Source organism: Variovorax sp. CCNWLW235 (assembly GCF_037204085.1).
GTDB lineage: Bacteria > Pseudomonadota > Gammaproteobacteria > Burkholderiales > Burkholderiaceae_C > Variovorax.
Window position 1 is genome coordinate 149,280 of record NZ_JBBCBW010000006.1, and the last position, 16,549, is coordinate 165,828.

At 66.4% G+C, this 16,549-nt stretch carries 18 protein-coding genes; 12 read left to right on the forward strand and 6 right to left on the reverse strand.

Features of this window, described 5'->3' with window-relative positions:
• Positions 1 to 212: 212 nt before the first annotated feature.
• Positions 213 to 1,106, reverse strand: a complete 894-nt coding sequence (locus V9L21_RS09615) for a LysR substrate-binding domain-containing protein (protein ID WP_337311269.1) — start codon at positions 1,104 to 1,106, stop codon at positions 213 to 215.
• Positions 1,107 to 1,191: 85 nt separating this feature from the next.
• Here V9L21_RS09615 and V9L21_RS09620 point away from each other — a divergent pair, with 85 nt between their 5' ends.
• On the forward strand, positions 1,192 to 2,364 hold the full coding sequence (locus tag V9L21_RS09620) for an NAD(P)/FAD-dependent oxidoreductase (protein ID WP_337311271.1): 1,173 nt from the start codon (positions 1,192 to 1,194) through the stop codon (positions 2,362 to 2,364).
• A gap of 51 nt (positions 2,365 to 2,415) precedes the next feature.
• Complete coding sequence (locus V9L21_RS09625) at positions 2,416 to 3,447, forward strand: class I fructose-bisphosphate aldolase (RefSeq protein WP_337311273.1); 1,032 nt, start codon at positions 2,416 to 2,418, stop codon at positions 3,445 to 3,447.
• A gap of 2 nt (positions 3,448 to 3,449) precedes the next feature.
• Here the strand turns inward: V9L21_RS09625 and msrA are convergent, their stop codons facing one another.
• The 3 genes from msrA to V9L21_RS09640 form a co-directional block, all read right to left on the reverse strand.
• Positions 3,450 to 4,154, reverse strand: coding sequence for a peptide-methionine (S)-S-oxide reductase MsrA (msrA, locus tag V9L21_RS09630; protein ID WP_337311276.1), 705 nt, complete (start codon positions 4,152 to 4,154; stop codon positions 3,450 to 3,452).
• Positions 4,155 to 4,325: 171 nt separating this feature from the next.
• Positions 4,326 to 5,834, reverse strand: a complete 1,509-nt coding sequence (locus V9L21_RS09635) for an alpha/beta hydrolase family protein (RefSeq protein ID WP_337311278.1) — start codon at positions 5,832 to 5,834, stop codon at positions 4,326 to 4,328.
• Between the two features lie 199 nt (positions 5,835 to 6,033).
• Positions 6,034 to 6,933: a transglutaminase family protein gene (locus tag V9L21_RS09640; RefSeq protein WP_258506031.1), complete on the reverse strand. Its 900-nt coding sequence runs from the start codon at positions 6,931 to 6,933 to the stop codon at positions 6,034 to 6,036.
• A 113-nt stretch (positions 6,934 to 7,046) separates the two neighbouring features.
• Here V9L21_RS09640 and V9L21_RS09645 point away from each other — a divergent pair, with 113 nt between their 5' ends.
• Positions 7,047 to 7,382: an antibiotic biosynthesis monooxygenase family protein gene (locus V9L21_RS09645; protein WP_337311280.1), complete on the forward strand. Its 336-nt coding sequence runs from the start codon at positions 7,047 to 7,049 to the stop codon at positions 7,380 to 7,382.
• On the opposite strand, the gene mnmC is transcribed toward V9L21_RS09645, so the two are convergent.
• Together mnmC and V9L21_RS09655 are read right to left on the reverse strand one after the other, a co-directional pair.
• The gene (mnmC, locus tag V9L21_RS09650; RefSeq protein WP_337311282.1) at positions 7,379 to 9,220 is read right to left on the reverse strand and encodes an FAD-dependent 5-carboxymethylaminomethyl-2-thiouridine(34) oxidoreductase MnmC; all 1,842 of its coding nucleotides are present in this window, start codon (positions 9,218 to 9,220) and stop codon (positions 7,379 to 7,381) included. The genes V9L21_RS09645 and mnmC overlap by 4 nt on opposite strands.
• 7 nt (positions 9,221 to 9,227) lie before the next feature.
• On the reverse strand, positions 9,228 to 9,500 hold the full coding sequence (locus V9L21_RS09655; RefSeq protein WP_012748083.1) for an oxidative damage protection protein: 273 nt from the start codon (positions 9,498 to 9,500) through the stop codon (positions 9,228 to 9,230).
• Between the two features lie 137 nt (positions 9,501 to 9,637).
• Here V9L21_RS09655 and V9L21_RS09660 point away from each other — a divergent pair, with 137 nt between their 5' ends.
• From V9L21_RS09660 to V9L21_RS09700, 9 genes are all read left to right on the forward strand, one after another.
• Complete coding sequence (locus V9L21_RS09660; protein WP_337311284.1) at positions 9,638 to 10,663, forward strand: sulfate ABC transporter substrate-binding protein; 1,026 nt, start codon at positions 9,638 to 9,640, stop codon at positions 10,661 to 10,663.
• 20 nt (positions 10,664 to 10,683) lie between these two features.
• Entirely contained in the window at positions 10,684 to 11,268 is a 585-nt protein-coding gene (gene ssuE / locus V9L21_RS09665; protein WP_337311286.1) for an NADPH-dependent FMN reductase, read from the forward strand.
• Positions 11,269 to 11,367: 99 nt separating this feature from the next.
• Positions 11,368 to 11,502, forward strand: a complete 135-nt coding sequence (locus tag V9L21_RS09670; protein ID WP_309957588.1) for a hypothetical protein — start codon at positions 11,368 to 11,370, stop codon at positions 11,500 to 11,502.
• 37 nt (positions 11,503 to 11,539) lie between these two features.
• Entirely contained in the window at positions 11,540 to 12,496 is a 957-nt protein-coding gene (locus tag V9L21_RS09675; RefSeq protein WP_337311288.1) for a sulfonate ABC transporter substrate-binding protein, read from the forward strand.
• Positions 12,493 to 12,651, forward strand: coding sequence for a hypothetical protein (locus V9L21_RS09680; RefSeq protein ID WP_337311290.1), 159 nt, complete (start codon positions 12,493 to 12,495; stop codon positions 12,649 to 12,651). Before V9L21_RS09675 ends, V9L21_RS09680 begins: the two co-directional genes overlap by 4 nt.
• A 28-nt stretch (positions 12,652 to 12,679) precedes the next feature.
• A complete protein-coding gene (ssuD, locus tag V9L21_RS09685) occupies positions 12,680 to 13,849 on the forward strand; it encodes an FMNH2-dependent alkanesulfonate monooxygenase (protein ID WP_337311292.1) in 1,170 nt (389 codons plus the stop codon).
• 8 nt (positions 13,850 to 13,857) lie between these two features.
• Complete coding sequence (ssuC, locus tag V9L21_RS09690) at positions 13,858 to 14,706, forward strand: aliphatic sulfonate ABC transporter permease SsuC (protein ID WP_157613746.1); 849 nt, start codon at positions 13,858 to 13,860, stop codon at positions 14,704 to 14,706.
• Between the two features lie 11 nt (positions 14,707 to 14,717).
• A complete protein-coding gene (locus V9L21_RS09695) occupies positions 14,718 to 15,707 on the forward strand; it encodes an aliphatic sulfonate ABC transporter substrate-binding protein (protein ID WP_337311295.1) in 990 nt (329 codons plus the stop codon).
• A complete protein-coding gene (locus V9L21_RS09700) occupies positions 15,704 to 16,534 on the forward strand; it encodes an ATP-binding cassette domain-containing protein (protein ID WP_337311297.1) in 831 nt (276 codons plus the stop codon). Before V9L21_RS09695 ends, V9L21_RS09700 begins: the two co-directional genes overlap by 4 nt.
• Positions 16,535 to 16,549 lie beyond the last annotated feature (15 nt).

Genomic DNA, 16,549 nt, shown 5'->3' on the forward strand with positions numbered 1-16,549 from the left:
TCTTCGAAAGAGGGCTTTCGAAATTCATTCTTGTCTCCTCCGCCCATTGATCTTGCTCAATCGATGTTGGCTCTCGGGGTCGTCTGCTCACGCAGCGGCCGGCGGGGGTCAAGTCCATCTTGCGCTATGAAAACGGAGGTATCAATGTATAGAGTGACGAGGCAAAGTGCAACGTTTTTCTTACTTCCTGACGTTTTCTTTAGGTCTATTACTCAATCGGGTGAGAGCCCAAGCACCCAGCGCTTGAAGTGCTCCAGTGCCCCCGAGGCGGGCGGCCCTTCGGGGTAGGCGAAGTAATAGCCCTGGCTCACGTCCAGGTGCCGGTCGATCGGTACCACGAGTTCGCCGGTTCGCAGTTCGCGCTCGATCAAAAGGCGCGGTGCCAGGCCCACGCCCATGCCGGCGGCAGCGGCGGCGGTCACCATGGTGAAGAGCTCGTAGCGCGGGCCGCGCGAAGCGTGCAGCGTGTAGTCCCACCCTTGCTGCGCATACCAGTCGCGCCAGGCGTGCGAACGCGTGCTCAGGTGCACATGGCGGCAACGCTCGAAGGCCGCTTCGTTCCACGGCCCGTTGGCATCGCGAAACGCCGGGCTACAGACGGGAACCATCTCGCCTTCGGAAAAGATCAACCCGCCCTGCGTGCTGGGCCAGAACTGGTCGCCGAAATAGATGGCGGCGTCGTAGGCGTTTTCCTGGAAAGAGAAGGGCTGCGTGCGCACCGAGAGATTGACTGTGATGTTCGGGTGCTGCCGGCTGAAGTCGGGCAGCCGCGGAATCAGCCATTGGGTGGCAAAGGTGGGCACCACCGCCACTTCGAGCACAAAGCCCATGTCATGGCCGGCGCTGATTTCGAGCGTGTCGCGGCGAATCTGGTCCAGGTGCCGGCGGATGCGCGCGGCATATTCGCGCCCGGTGTCGGTGAGCGTGAGCCGCCGGCGCACGCGTGAAAACAGCGGCACGCCCAGCCGTTGCTCGAGCGTGGCCACCTGCCGCCCGACGGCGCTTTGCGTCAGCGCCAGTTCGGCCGCCGCGCGGGTAAAGCTCCCCAGGCGCGCCGAGGCCTCGAAGGCCTGCAGCGCGCCCAGGTTGGGAATGTCTTTTCTCATCGTTGCTATTCTGCGTGCGGGCCTCGCGGTTTTTCCCGGCGCTTGTAAGAATGGGCCTGTGGACGAGCAGCAAGAAAGGGATTTCATGCGTCGTGTGGTGATCATCGGCGGCGGGGCCATCGGCTCAGCCATTGCCTATTTTCTGAACCAGGACCCGTCGGAGGAGCCGTTCGACGTGACCGTGGTCGAGCGCGATTTCTCGTACACGCAGGCGTCCTCGGCCTTGTCGGCAAGCTCGATCCGGCAGCAGTTCTCCACCGCCATCAACATCGAGATGTCGCTCTACGGCATCGACTTTTTTCGCCGGCTTGGCGAAACCCTGCGCGTGGGCGACAACGTGCCCGACATTGGCCTGGTCGAGCCCGGGTACCTGTATCTGGCCCCGCCGGACGGCGTCGATGTGCTGCGGGAGAACCATACGACGCAAAAGGCACATCGTGTCGACGTGGTCCTGATGACGCCCGAGCAGCTGAAAGCCCGCTTTCCGTGGATTTCGACCGAAGGCATCGCGCTGGCTTCGCTGGGCCTTTCGGGCGAGGGCTGGTACGACGGCTACAGCCTGCTGCAAGCGTTTCGAAAGAAGGCCATTTCACAGGGCGCGCGCTACGTGCAGGCAAAGGCAACCGGGCTGCAGCGCAGCGGCCGCGCGCTGACGGGCGTGGAACTGGACATCGGCGACCCGCTCGAAGCCGACGTGGTGGTCAACGCGGCGGGCGCCTGGGCCGCCAAGGTGGCGGGCTGGGCCGGCATCGATCTGCCGGTGCGCGGGCGCCGCCGCATGGTGTTCAGCTTTTCGTGCCCAGACACCTTGCCGGGTTGCCCGCTGATCATCGACACGTCAGGCATCTGGCTGCGCCCCGAGGGCCGTCGCTTCATCTGCGGCTTTGCGCCGCCGCAGGACAGGGACCGCGACGATGCGCCGCTCGAGGTGGACTACCGCGTTTTCGACGATTTCATCTGGCCGGCGCTGGCTGCGCGCGTGCCGGTGTTCGAGGCCATTCGCATGACAAGCGCGTGGGCCGGCTACTACGAGATGAACGTTTTCGACCACAACGCAATCCTCGGGCTGCACCCGGATTGCGACAACCTCTACTTTGCCAACGGCTTCTCAGGGCATGGGCTGCAGCAATGCCCCGCGGCGGGACGGGGCGTGGCGGAGCTCATCCGCTACGGCGGGTACCGCAGCCTCGACCTGTCGCCGGTTTCGTTCGCGCGCATTCTTGAAAACAGGCCGTTGGTCGAGAAGAACGTGATCTAGCCGGAGGCCGGGCAGAGGCGTACGATCATCCGCAAGCGAGGGCCACAGCACATGACTGCACAGGCATTGATCGATACCGCACAGGCGCTGGTTGCCGGCGACAAGGGCTTGCTTGCCATGGACGAGAGCAACGCCACCTGCCACAAGCGCTTTGCGAAGCTGAACATTCCCCAGACCGAAGACGCGCGCCGCAGCTGGCGCGAGCTGATCGTGACCGCGCCGGGCCTTGGCGCAAGCATCAGCGGCGCGATTCTTTTCGACGAAACGATCCGGCAGCGCACGAGCGGGGGCGCGACCTTTGTCTCGGCACTCGAGGCGGCGGGCATCATTCCGGGCATCAAGGTCGACACGGGCGCGAAGCCTCTGGCGGGCCACCCCGGCGAGACGGTGACCGAGGGCCTGGACGGCCTGCGCGAGCGGCTGGCCGAATACGCCGGCATGGGGGCGCGCTTTGCCAAGTGGCGCGGCGTCATCACACCGGGGGCCGGCTTGCCCAGCCGTGCGTGCATAGAGGTCAATGCCCATGCGCTGGCCCGCTACGCGGCGCTGTGCCAGGAGGCGGGGCTGGTTCCCATCGTCGAACCCGAAGTGCTGATGGAGGGGGACCATTTCCTCGCACGCTGCGCCGAAATCACCGAAGAAACGCTGCATGCGGTCTTCGTTCAATTGCGTTTGCAGGGCGTGCTGCTGGAGGGCATGCTCTTGAAGCCCAACATGGTCTTGCCCGGCCAGGCCTGTCCGATTCAGGAGAGCGTGGACGAGGTGGCCGACGCCACGGTGACCTGCCTGCTGCGCACCGTGCCCGCTGCCGTGCCGGGCATCGCGTTCCTTTCGGGAGGGCAGTCGGCGCAACTTGCTTCGGCCCGGTTGAACGCCATGAACGCGCGGTTCGCATCGCGGCTGCCCTGGGCGCTGGCGTTCTCATACTCGCGCGCCGTTCAGCAGCCGGCACTGGACGCGTGGAAGGGTGACGCCGCCAATGTCGCTGCGGCGCAGAAGGCGCTTGTGCACCGCGCCCGTTGCAACCAGGCAGCGCGTCGCGGCAACTACGACGCCTTGGCGGACGCACCCGGGCCCGGCTGAGTTCAGCCGCCCTTTGCCGGGTTCACCAGCACAGGGGTCGCCCGATAGCTTTCCGGAAACAGCTTCTTCAGGTTTTCGATCTTCGGCATGTCGTGGATCACGATGTAGCCGTGCCGCGGATGGCGCGTGAGAAAGTCCTGGTGATAGGCCTCGGCCGCATAAAAAGGCTTCGACATTTCGATGGTGGTCGCCAGTGGCTTGCCGAAGGTCTTGGCCTGGGTCAGCTGCACGATGTAGTCCCTTGCAACGCGGGCCTGCTCGATGTTCTCGGCAAACACAGTGGAGCGGTATTGGGGGCCCGTGTCCGGCCCTTGGCGGTTCAGCTCGGTCGGATCGTGCGCTACCGAGAAATAGATCTGCAGCAGCTTGCCATAGCTGATTTGCTGCGGGTCGTAGGTGATGCGCACCGATTCCGCGTGGCCGGTGTTGCCGGAACCCACGCGCTCATAGCGTGCCGTCTTCGATTCGCCGCCGGCATAGCCCGACACGGCGTTGTTCACGCCCTTGACGCGCTGGAATATGCCCTGCACGCCCCAGAAGCAGCCGCCGGCGAACACGGCGGTTTCGTATTTGGTGGTGGGCGAGGCCATGACGTCGACCTTGGGCGCGGGCACGCGCCGTGCGGGCTCGGCGGCTAACGAAGACACGGCAGTCCAGGCCAGCGCCGCGGCTGCCAGCGCGGCTGCAGTGAATGCGAGGGTTCTCATGTGCTGTCCCGTGCGAGTGAGCCTTCGATGCCAGGCCGGTGGGAGCGACATTGCCGCCGAACGTGGCGTGCGTCAATGCCGCGTACCCGTGCCTTTTATCGACGTTTATCGACCTGCCGGTTCAGCCACTCGACCGGCGCTTGCACGCCGGCCAGAACCCCTTGCGCTTTTTTACGGTGGGCAAGGGCGCGCCGCCGCCGCGCCCGGCCGCGTCGCCTGGCTCGTGGGGCCTTCGTCCACCGTGCCAAGAGGTCGGGTGAAGGTGCAGCCATAGGCCGGATCCGCCACCGTGGCAGCCGTGACCACGTCGTCACCCGCCGGCTTCACGCCGTCGCGCTCCCACTTGATCATGGCGTCGAAGGCTTCGACCTGCTCCGCGATCGTGAAGTCGCAATGGGAAATGCCGCGCACGGCGCGCTGTACCAGCCAGTTGCTGTTGCCCTTGGCCGCGACGCGCTGGTGGTAGATCTGCTGCATGCTGAAGGGCACGTACAGGTCGCCCAGCGTGTGCAGCGAGACCACCGGGATCTTGAATTCGCCGTTCGCCTTGGGAATCCAGCGCAAGCCGTCGGTGCGCAGCCGGTTGGCGTCGGGCGCTGCGGTGAGCTTGAGCACCGATGCGTTCAGCGCGGTCGTTCCCGGCACGTCGCCGTCGATGGTGTAGGTGAAGCGATTCGTATCGAGCGTGCTCTTGTTCAGGATGCCGTTGACCGTGCCGTCGCTGCCGAACACGCTCCAAACCGCCGCAAACGAGCCGCCCTGCGTGAACCCGAGATCGAACATCGGCCGTTCGCCGCCCGTGAGGTTCTTCACCACCGATCCGAACTTCAGGCCGGTGGCAGTGGGCGTACCCGGAAAGGCCGTGTAGAGCGTGCCCGTGACCTGCGTCCTGATGTCCAGCCAGTTGACAGTCGGGTACTTGGGCAGGCCTGCCAGTGCCTGTGCGGCGATCTGTGCGCCTGCAAAGTAGTCGAACAGCTCGGTGTCGCCGAGCACGCCGCACATCGGCACTGCGCCGTTGTATTTGACTTTGTGGTTGGCCGTGGCAAAAGCCTCGTCCTCGATGGCCGCCGCGGTGATGTGGCCGCCCATCGAGTGTCCCGTGATGTAGACCTTCGACGGCGCGGCAAGCTCGCGGCCATTGGCCTTGGCAATGGCGTTGAACTGCAAGGCCAGCGCGTTGGTGTCTTCCACGCCCGCGCGCACGTCGTAGAAATTCTTGCTGTAGCTCGACGCGGCCCAGGCATAGCCGTTCTGAATCAGGTAGCGGCGGATGGACGGGGCGTTTACCTTCAGCAGGTTGCTTTCACCCGCATAGCCGTGCGCGTACATCACGAGCTTGCCGTTCCAGTTGGCGGGCACCTCGACCTGGTATTGCGCGCCGCCGAGCATGCCGGCCCAGCGGCTGGTGGTGGCGTTGTCGACGGTGTCGCTGGCGTCCGAGGCGAGCGCCGCGAAGGTGGTGGCTGAAGCATCGGAGGGCGCAAACGAGTTGCGGCTGTCCTGCAGGCGCGTCTCTTCGGGCGGCGGTGGGGGCGGTGGAGGAGGTGGGGGCGGCGCGGGGGCCGGAGCCGGCGGCAGCGGGGTGAACGCAAAGCCGCCCCCACCGCCACCACCGCCGCAGGATGCGACGGCAAGGCTGGCTGCAAGGGCAAGAAATGTCAGGCGCGCGGAATGCATGGGATGTCTCTCTCCGTTCTTGTGGTGTTGGGAAGAAGAAGCCAGGCGCAGCGCTGCATCGCCAGGCCGTAGAGAACGACCGTGCTATTTCGCTGGACCGGCGGCGCAGCGTAGGGGCGTTGCCGGGCGCCTCAGCCCGGGCTTTCCCGTATCTGCTATCTCGTACGCGACACCAGCGCCATGCCGGCGCGCGGAGGCGTCATTCCTTGCGGCGCGTGACCACCACCGTGGCCTCCAGCCCGTCGTAGGCCTCGGCGTCGCCATACCAACTGCCTGAGATCGGCGCGGCCTGCGCCGGGTCTCGCGTGACGCCGACACGGATCAGCTGGCCGCTGCCCATGAGGTTGTTGGTCGGGTCGAACGCCAGCCAGCCGACGCCCGGCAGGTAGGCCTGCAGCCACGCGTGGGTGGTGCCGGCGCCGGTCATCGATTCGCCAGGCGACTGGGCTGCGCGGTCGAGCGCGGCGTCGTAGATGTAGCCCGAGACAAAACGGGTGGCAATGCCCAGGCGGCGCGTGGCTTCCATCATCAGCAGTGCATAGTCGCGGCAGCTGCCGCTGCCGAGTGCCAGCGTCTGCAGAGGCGTTTGCGTGCCTTCCTCATCGCGCGCCTTGTATTCGAGGCTCTGGCCGATGTGCGCGTTCATGCGCGTGAGCACTTCGCGCGTGCTGTTGGGCTTGTCGGTGTGCAGGAACTGGTGGGCCCAGCGGATCAGCGTGCCGTTCGCATCGTCGTCATGGTGCGGGCGCAGGTAGTGCTCAAGGTCGAGGCGCTCCTGCACCGAATAGGCAAAGGGCAGGAATTCGGCGGCCGGGTCGAGCGCGAGCTGGTCTTGCTGCGCCGGCACATGCTCGATGGTGAAGGAACACACGATGCGCAGCTCGGTGGCCTCGCCCATGGGCTGCACCAGCGCAACCGAGTTGGAGTGCGGGTCCTGGATCAGCCGCGTGAACGACTGGGGGCTGACCTGCAGGTCGGTGGCCAGCACCCGCAGGTCGTGGCTGTCGCGGGGCCGGAACATGACGCGGTGCAGCCCGAAGGTCACCGGTTTCTTGTAGCGGTAGACGGTGGTGTGCGTGATGTCGTACTGAATGGCCATGCGGTGCATTCTCACGTGTCGGCGGGGCCAGCGGGGGCTTTCCGTTGGCTCGCCGCGGTCCTATGCCGCAGAATCGGCGCCCGCCCGGCCTTTACCACACGCATCGACGCTCCATGTATTCCGCCACCTTCATCTTTGCCAAGAAGCAGTTCGACGACGAATTCCATCGCCTCGACCAGACCATTGCGGCCGCAGCGAAGTCGCTGCCCGGCTACCTGGGTGAAGAAACGTGGGAAAACGCGGGCAACGGGCTGGTGTCGAATGTCTACTACTGGGAGTCGCTCGATGCGCTGCAGGCGCTCATCCAGCACCCGGTGCACCAGCAAGCCAAGGCGGCGCAGGCGAACTGGCTCGACGGCTACAAGGTCGTCATTTCCGAGGTGGTGCGCGTCTATGGCGACAGCAAGATCGACCACATGCTGGCGCCGGCTGATGCCTCTGGTGCTTAGGGCGCGGCTCTTTCGGTGCCGAGGGCCTTCGCCAGGTTGACGGGCAGCGGCAGCGGCTCGCCGTGCCATTGCGCGGCCAGCAGTTCGGCACACAGTGCCGCGAAGCTGAGGCCGCGCGAACCCAGCGCGGTGCAGGCCCAGAGGCCGGCCTCGCCCAGCGGGCCGACCAGCGGGCGGCGGTCGCCCGAGGCGCAACGGATGCCCACCCAGTGTTCGGCCTCGCCGTTTTCGAAAGCCGGTGCCAGCGCTGCAGCGGCGCCGGGGTGCAGGCGCTTCAGGCGCTCTTTGTTTGCCTCGGTGTCGTTTACCTGAGGCGCCAGGTCGGTGCTGTCGCGGTCGAAGGTGGCGCCACAAAGCCAGAGCAGGGCGCCTTCATCTTCAGGCACATGGGCAATCAGGTGGCCGTCGCCGTTCAGCGGCGTGGCTGGCAGCGCGAGGTCGCCCGCCATGCGGCCCCATGCGACTTGCCCGCGCACCGGCTGAAGCGGAAGTGTGGGTGCGAAGCGGCCCGATTCGTAGCCGGCCGCGACGACCACGCGATCGGCCTCGGCCAGCAACTGGTTTGCCGCACCCCAGAGCTGCCAGCCAGCCGCGCTGCGCGACAGGCGTGCGACCGGCGCGTTGCCGCGAAACTCGATGCCCGGCTCGCGCAGCCAAGCCTCGATCAGCCTCGACGGCCGGACCCAGCCCGCGCGCGCATGCCAGAGCGCGGGCGAGTCGGCCGGCAAGCCGGCATTCGCCAGTTGCGCGGCGCTGGCGGGCCACGACTCGTTCGGGCCGCTCTCGCTCCACCCGGCGGGCACGCGCGTGTCGCCTTCGGGCCGGCGCTCCAGCACGCTGGCGGCGCGCCAGTCGGGGCCTTCTTCCAGCAGGCGCTCCAACTCCAGCCAGGTGGCGCGGATGCCCGCACGCGTGAGCCGCGAGAGCAGGGCATCGTCGGGCGAGACATGCGGCGCAAGCACGCCGACCGGCAGGCCGGAAGCGCCGGCGGCGGGGCGGTCGGCTGCATCGAGCACGGTGACTTGCCACCCGCGCCGCGCGAGGCTGGCGGCAACGGCCGCGCCAGCCAGTCCGGCACCGATGATCGCGCAGTGGCCCGGCGTTTCGACATGCTCGGGCGCGGGACCGCGGCGGCGCACCGTCCAGGCGGGGGCGAACACGCCGATGAGCCCGTCGCGCGTGGGCGGCGGGCCCGGTCGTCTTTCGAGCTGAAAACCGTTTTGCGAGAGCGCATCTTGCACAGCCCGGGCATCGGTCCGGGCGGCAATGCCGGTGCCCTGGTGGGCAAAGCGCGACACGGCCTTGAGCGCATCGGGCGACCACATGTCAGGGTTCTGCTCGGGGCTGAAGCCGTCCAGAAAGATGCTGTCGGCCTCGAAGCGCTGCGCGCGCAGCATGGGTTGCACGTCGCCGATGCACAGGGTGAGCAGCACGCAGCCCGCCTCGAAGGCCAGCCGATGAAAGCCCGGCAGCAGCCCGTGCCACTGCGCGGCCAGCTCCTCGGCCAGCGGCAATAGTTCAGGGTAGGCCCCTGCGGCGCGCAACAGGTCTTCAGGGCCGACCGGATGCGCCTCGATCGAGACGACGTGCAGCATGCGCGGCCGGTTCGCATCCGCGCGCCACACCTGCCAGGTTGTCAGAAAATTGAGGCCCAGCCCGAAGCCGGTTTCGAGAATCAGCCATTTCGGCCGCCCCGACCACGCCTCGGGCAGGCCGCAGCCGCCCAGAAACACGTGGCGAGCCTGCGCCAGTGCTCCGATTTCGGTGTGGTAGATGTCGCCGAAGCGCTCGCTGTACGGCACGCCATCGGCGCGCCAGGCGACGGGCTCGGCGGCCAAGGCGGCTTCAGTTGGACGGGGGAACGTAGCCCTGGGCGACGTCGGCGCCTTCGCCGAAGAAGTGCTTTTCCATCTGGCGGGCCAGGTACTGGCGGGCCCGCAGATCGGCCAGATTCAGCCGGTTTTCATTGACCAGCATCGTCTGCTGCTTGAGCCAGGCGGCCCAGGCTTCCTTGCTGACGTTCTCCCACAGGCGCTTGCCCAGTTCCCCGGGATAGGGCGGGAAGTCGAGCCCTTCGGCCTCTTTGCCGAGCTTGATGCACTGAACCATGCGTGCCATTTTTGATTGCCTCTGGTGGGGAAAGCGGTTGCTTAGTTGATTTTGCTATTTAGAACTGAGAACTCGGTCGTTCCAGATTCCATATGTCGTATTCAGAATACGTAGCTTCATTGATATGCCTTTTTGAGTAAGACACCATGAGCCTTCGCCGCGACTTTATCAAGCTTTCCCTGGGGGCCGGCGTGGCCGGTGCCATGGCCCTGACAGCATTGCCGTCGTTTGCGCAGGGCACAGGCCCCGTGACGCTGCTCAACGTGTCGTACGACCCGACGCGCGAGCTGTATGTCGACTACAACCGCGCCTTCGCCAAATACTGGAAGGCCAAGACTGGCCAGGACGTGACCATCAAGCAGTCGCACGGCGGCTCGGGCAAGCAGGCGCGCTCGATCATCGACGGCATCGACGCCGACGTGGCCACGCTGGCGCTGGGCGGCGACATCGATGCGCTGGTCAAGCATGGCGGGGTCGTCAAGGAGGGCTGGCAGAAGCGCCTGCCGCAAAACTCCGCGCCGTACACCTCGACCATCGTGTTCCTGGTGAAGAAGGGCAACCCCAAGGGCCTGAAGGACTGGAGCGACCTGGTGAAGCCGGGCGTCCAGGTGATCACGCCCAACCCCAAGACCTCCGGCGGCGCCCGCTGGAACTACCTGGCCGCGTGGGAGTTTGCCAAGCGCAAGTACGGCAGCGATGCCAAGGCCAAGGAATTCATCGGCAGCCTGTTCAAGAACGTGCCCGTGCTGGACACCGGCGCGCGCGGCTCGACCATCACCTTCGTGCAGCGCGGCGTGGGCGACGTGCTGCTGGCCTGGGAGAACGAGGCCTTCCTGGCGCTGAAGGAGTTCGGCACCGACAAGTTCGAGATCGTGGTGCCTTCCATCTCCATCCTGGCCGAGCCCACGGTGGCGGTGGTCGACAAGGTGGTCGACAAGAAGGGCACGCGTGCCGTGGCCGAGGAATACCTCAAGTACCTGTACTCGGATGAGGGCCAGGACATTGCGGGCCGCAACTTCTATCGCCCGACCTCTGAGAAGGCCAAGGCCAAGTACGACAAGCAGTTTCCCAAGCTCACGCTGGTCTCCATCGACGAAGCGTTTGGCGGATGGGCCAAGGCTGACAAGGCACACTTTGCCGACGGCGGCTCGTTCGACCAGATCTACAAGTAAAGCAACAAAGAAAGCCTCTTGTGTCCGTTCTCCTGATTGCTGGCAGCCCTTCGGCACCGTCGCGTTCCACCGCCTTGCTCGAGGCCGTGGGCGAGCGGCTCGCCGGTCGCAATGCGCGCATCGAGCGGCTCGCCGTCCGCGACCTGCCGGCAGAGGCGCTGCTGCTGGCCGACTGGAACCATCCGGCCATCGAACGCGCCATTGCGCAGGTGGCCCAGGCGCGAGTGGTCGTGGTGGCCACGCCGGTCTACAAGGCGGCCTACAGCGGCGTGCTGAAGGTCTTTCTCGACCTGCTGGCGCAGAACGCGCTCAAGGGCAAGACGGTGCTGCCGCTGGCCACGGGCGGCAGCCCGCATCACATGCTCGCGCTCGACTACGCACTGCGGCCCGTGCTGCATGCGCTCTCGGCGCGGCACATTCTTCCGGGTGTCTACGCCACCGATTCGCAGATCACGCTGACACCCGAGAACGCCTACCAGGTGCATGCCGACCTGGCCGAGCGGCTCAACGAGGCCGTCGAACTATTGGCGACTGAAGGCCTGAAGCTGCCAGCCACGCACGGTTTCGAGCCCGTGCCGTTCTCACGCGTGCGATGTAGCGTCTGACGGGTTCCCCGTCGACCCCGCCTTCAGCCCACATCCCAGTCCCCCTTTTTTTCGCCCGTAAGCGGTGAGGGGACAGCTTTGCCCAAAAGGAACCCACACGTGAACCCCGTTGCCACAGAAGACTCCGCGCTCGACACGCCGCCTCGTTCCATCTGGCATGCGTTGCGAGACCTCGCCATCAGCACGGTCGTGGTCACGGCCGTTGCGCTCATCGTCGGCTTCATCTCGGCCTGAGCCGGGCTTGCTCCTCCGCATACGAAAGAACAACCTCATGACTTCGATCTCCATTCCACGCCGCCGCCTGCTGCAGGGCGCCGCCGCCGCAGTAGCGCTGCCCTCGTTCAGCGCACTGGCCCAGGCGCCGGCGCGCCAGCTTCGCATCGGCAAGCAGAAAGGCCTGCTCAGCATTCTCAAGGGCCGGGGCACGCTCGAGAAACGGCTCGCGCCGCTTGGCGTGTCGCTCAAGTGGACCGAGTTCACCGCCGGCCCGGTGCAGCTCGAAGCGCTGAACGTCGGCTCCATCGACTTCGGCGACGTAGGCGAGGCGCCGCCCATCTTTGCGCAGGCCGCAGGCGCGCCGCTGGCTTATGTGGCCGCGACGCTGCAACGCCCGCAGTCTGAAGCGGTGCTGGTGCCCAAGGGCTCGGGCATCAAGACCGTGGCCGAGCTGAAGGGAAAGAAGATCGCGCTCAACAAGGGCTCGAACGTCCACTACTTCATCGTCAAGCTGGCCGAGAAGCACGGCCTTGCGTACAGCGACCTGAACCTTGTCTACCTGCCGCCGGCCGACGCGCGCGCCGCATTCGAGAAGGGCTCGGTCGACGCATGGGTGATCTGGGACCCGTTTCTTGCCGCCGCCGAAAAGTCGCTCGAGGCCCGCGTGCTGGCCGATGCGACCGGTGTGGTGGGCAACCGCTCGTACTACTTCTCGTCGCTCGACTATGCGGCGAAGAACGCCGACGTGCTGACCATCGTGACCGAGGAAATCGGCAAGGTCGACGCCTGGGGCACCGCCAACAAGAGCGATCTTGCGGCCGAGCTGGCCGCCCTGTGGGGCCTGCCTAAGCCGGTAGCCGACCTGACGGTGGCGCGGGCGGTCTACGGCACCGGCCCCATTACCAAGGCGATTCTTGCCGAGCAGCAAAAGATCGCGGACACCTTCTTCGACCTGAAGCTGATTCCGCGGCGAATCAACGTGCTCGAGGCCGCTCCGGCGGGAATTGCGTGACGCGCGAAACCTTGCGCACCCGCGCCGTGTGCGTGCTCGCCACCACCAGGCGCGCCTGGGGCATCCGCGAGCCGCAATCCGGCCGTTCGCGTGCCGCCTTGCCGCGCTTGCGGTTCGTACCGCCCAGCGTGCGCGGCTTTTTCTTTGCCATCTGACGCCCGGACCAACCGACGGAAAGAAGACATGCAGATATTCTGGTTTCTCCCCACCCACGGCGACAGCCGCTATCTCGGCACGACCGAAGGCGCGCGCCAGGTCGACCTGGCCTACCTGCAACAGATTGCCGGCGCCGCCGACAACCTCGGCTATGAAGGTGTGCTGATTCCCACCGGCCGCTCTTGCGAAGACCCCTGGGTGATCGCGTCGAGCCTGATCGGCGCGACGAAGAAGCTCAAGTTCCTGGTGGCCGTGCGGCCCGGCCTGCACCAGCCCAGCCTGGCCGCGCGCATGGCCGCGACCTTCGACCGGCTCTCCGGCGGGCGTTTGCTGGTGAACCTGGTCACCGGCGGCGACCAGGCCGAGCTCGAAGGCGACGGCGTGTATCTCGACCATGCAGCGCGCTACGAGCAGTCGGCCGAATTCATCCGCATCTGGCGCGAGATTCTTGCGCGCAGCCACGGCGGCCAGTCCTTCGACTACGAAGGGCAGCACCTGAGCGTGAAGGGCGCGAAGCTGCTGTTTCCGCCGGTTCAGGCGCCTTATCCGCCGGTGTGGTTCGGCGGCTCGTCGGCTGCCGCGCACGAGCTCGCGGCCGAGCAGGTCGATGCCTATCTGACCTGGGGCGAGCCGCCCGCCGAAGTGGGCAAGAAGATTGCCGACGTGCGCAACCGCGCCGCGCGCAAGGGCCGCAAGGTCGAGTTCGGCATCCGGCTGCATGTGATCGTGCGCGAGACCGAAGAGGCCGCCTGGAAGGCCGCCGACGAGCTGATCAGCCGCATCGACGACGACACCGTGATTCGCGCCCAGGCCGCCTTTGCACGCATGGACTCGGAGGGGCAACGCCGCATGGCCGCTCTGCATGCGGGCGGCGCCAAGCGTTCGCGTGCCGACCTGGAAATTTCGCCCAACCTGTGGGCCGGCGTGGGCCTGGTGCGCGGCGGCGCGGGCACCGCGCTCGTGGGCGACCCCAAGACCGTGGCGGCGCGTATCGAGGAATACGCGGCGCTCGGCCTCGACAAGTTCATTCTCTCGGGCTACCCGCATCTCGAAGAAGCCTACCGATTCGCAGAGCTGGTGTTTCCGCTGCTTTCGCGCAAGGCGCAAACGCGGCTCGCGGGCGGCTCGCTGAGCGGGCCGTTCGGCGAAGTTGTCGCCAATCTCGATGCGCCTTCGCGCCTCGCATCCCAAAGCTAAGGACCGTCATGACCGAACAAGTGCAGGAACTCCCGGCGCTCGCGCCTTCGCGAGAGAGCGCGCCCGGAGCGCTCAAGGCCTTCGGTGCCAACGTTGCGGGGCGGCTGGTGCCGTGGCTCGTGCCGGTGGGGCTCATCGTCTTTTGGCAGATCGCTTCATCGCTGGGGTGGCTTTCCACCCGGGTGCTGCCCGCGCCGGTGGACGTGGTCAAGGCCGCCTGGAGCCTGGCGGTTTCGGGCGAGCTCTGGACGCACGTCAAGGTGAGCGCCGGCCGTGCGCTCGCGGGCCTTGCCATCGGCGGCGGAGCGGGGCTGGTGCTGGGCCTGCTGACAGGCTCGGTGAAGTTCTTCGAGACGCTGCTCGACTCGACCATTCAGATGGTGCGCAACATTCCCGCGCTGGCACTCATTCCGCTGGTCATCTTGTGGTTTGGCATCGACGAATCGGCCAAGCTGTTTCTCATCTCGGTGTCGGTGTTCTTTCCGATCTACCTCAACACTTTTCACGGCATCCGCAACGTGGATCCGCAGCTGATCGAGATGGGGCGCACCTACGGCCTCTCTCGCTGGCAGCTGTATCGCGAGGTCATCTTGCCGGGCGCGCTTTCTTCCATTCTGGTGGGCCTGCGCTTTTCGCTCGGGCTGATGTGGGTGATCCTGATCGTGGCCGAAACCATTTCGGCGCAGGCGGGCATCGGCTATCTGACGATGAACGCCCGCGAGTTCTTGCAGACCGACATCGTGCTGGTGGGCATCCTGCTGTATGCACTGCTCGGCAAGCTGGCCGACCTGTTTGCACGCGGGCTGGAGCAGTGGTGGCTACGCTGGCACCCCGGCTACCAGAAGAAGCCGAAGTGAGGGCAGGGCACATGACCAGGCAATCCACGATCTCTCGCCGTACGGTGGTTGCGGGACTGGCAGGGCTGGGCGCGCTCGGTGCCAGCGCCGCACTCGCCCAAGGCACGGCCGCACGGCCTGTGACGGTCCGGCTCGGCTACCAGAAATCTTCAACGCTGATCGCGCTGCTGAAGGTACAGGGCACGCTCGAGAAGCAGCTTGCGCCGCTCAACGCCACGCTGAGCTGGCATGAGTTCACCAGCGGCCTGCCGCTGCTCGAGGCGCTGAACCTCGACAACCTGGACATCAGCGCCGATGTGGCCGACACCGTGCCGGTGTTTGCGCAAGCTGCCGGCGCCGACCTGACCTTCGTCGCGCAAGAGGCGCCTTCGCCCGCGGCGCAGGCCATCCTCGTGCGCGAAGACTCGCCGCTCAAATCGGTGGCCGACCTGAAGGGAAAGAAGATCGGCTTTGCCAAGGCGGCCGGCGCGCACTACCTGCTGATTGCGGCGCTGGAGAAGGCCGGTTTGTCTTTCAAGGACATCGATCCCGCCTACCTGACGCCGGCCGACGGACGGGCCGCTTTCGAGCGTGGCGCCATCGACGCCTGGGTGGTGTGGGACCCATTTCTTGCGGCGGCGCAGCGCCAGGCGAAGGTGCGCGTGCTGGCCGACGGCACGGGCATCGCTTCATACCAGCGCTACTACCTTGCAAGCACCAGGTTCGCGAAGGCACGTTCGGATGTGCTGCGCGTGGTGTATGCCGAGCTTGAAAAAACCGGCAGGTGGGTCAAGCAGAACCCGAAGGAAGCGGCGGCCCTGCTGTCGCCCGTGTGGGGTCTGGACGCCGCGACCATCGAGCAGGCCAATGCACGCCGCAGCTACGCGGTACGCCCGGTGCTGGCCGAAGCACTCGCCGAACAGCAGCGCATCGCCGATGCCTTCTTCGCGGAAAAGCTGCTGCCCAGAAAAATCAATGCGCTCGACGTGGCGCTGTTCCAACCGAGCCTTAAATCATCATGAGCGCCGTTCTGAAAGACATCCAGCAAACAGCCATCGCGGGCGGCGTGCGCCTCGAGGCGCGCGGCCTGCACAAGCGCTACGGCGAACGCGAGGTGCTGCGCAACACGCAGCTCACCATCGAGCCGGGGCAGTTCATCGCCATCGTCGGGCGCAGCGGTTGCGGCAAGAGCACGCTGCTGCGGCTGATCGCCGGGCTTGAAGAAGCCACGTCTGGCGGGCTCTACACGGACGGCAAGGCCATCGACGGCCTGCACGACGACACCCGGATCATGTTTCAGGAGGCACGCCTCTTGCCTTGGCGCCGCGTGATCGACAACGTCACGCTCGGCCTGCCGAGCGAGGCGAAGGCGCGCGGCAAGGAGGTGCTCGCGCATGTGGGCCTGGCCGACCGCGAGAACGAATGGCCGGCCCGCCTCTCGGGTGGCCAGCGGCAGCGGGTGTCGCTGGCCCGGGCGCTGGTGCACCACCCGCGGCTGCTGCTGCTCGACGAGCCGTTGGGTGCGCTCGACGCGCTCACACGCATCGAGATGCACCGGCTCATCGAGAACCTGTGGCAGCGCCACCGCTTCACCGCGCTGCTGGTGACGCACGACGTGCAGGAGGCCGTGGCGCTTGCCGACCGCGTGATCCTGATCGAGGACGGCCGCATTGCGCTCGACGAGAACATCGCGCTCGCACGGCCTCGCTCGCAGGGCGACCCAGCCTTCGCGGCCATCGAAAAACGCATTCTCGACCGCGTGCTGCAGAAGGCCGGAGAAGCAGAACCCGCCGACACGGACTCCAACTGGCTGCAGCCCTCGGCTCACACGCTGCGCTGGGCCATCTGATTCCGTTTATTCACA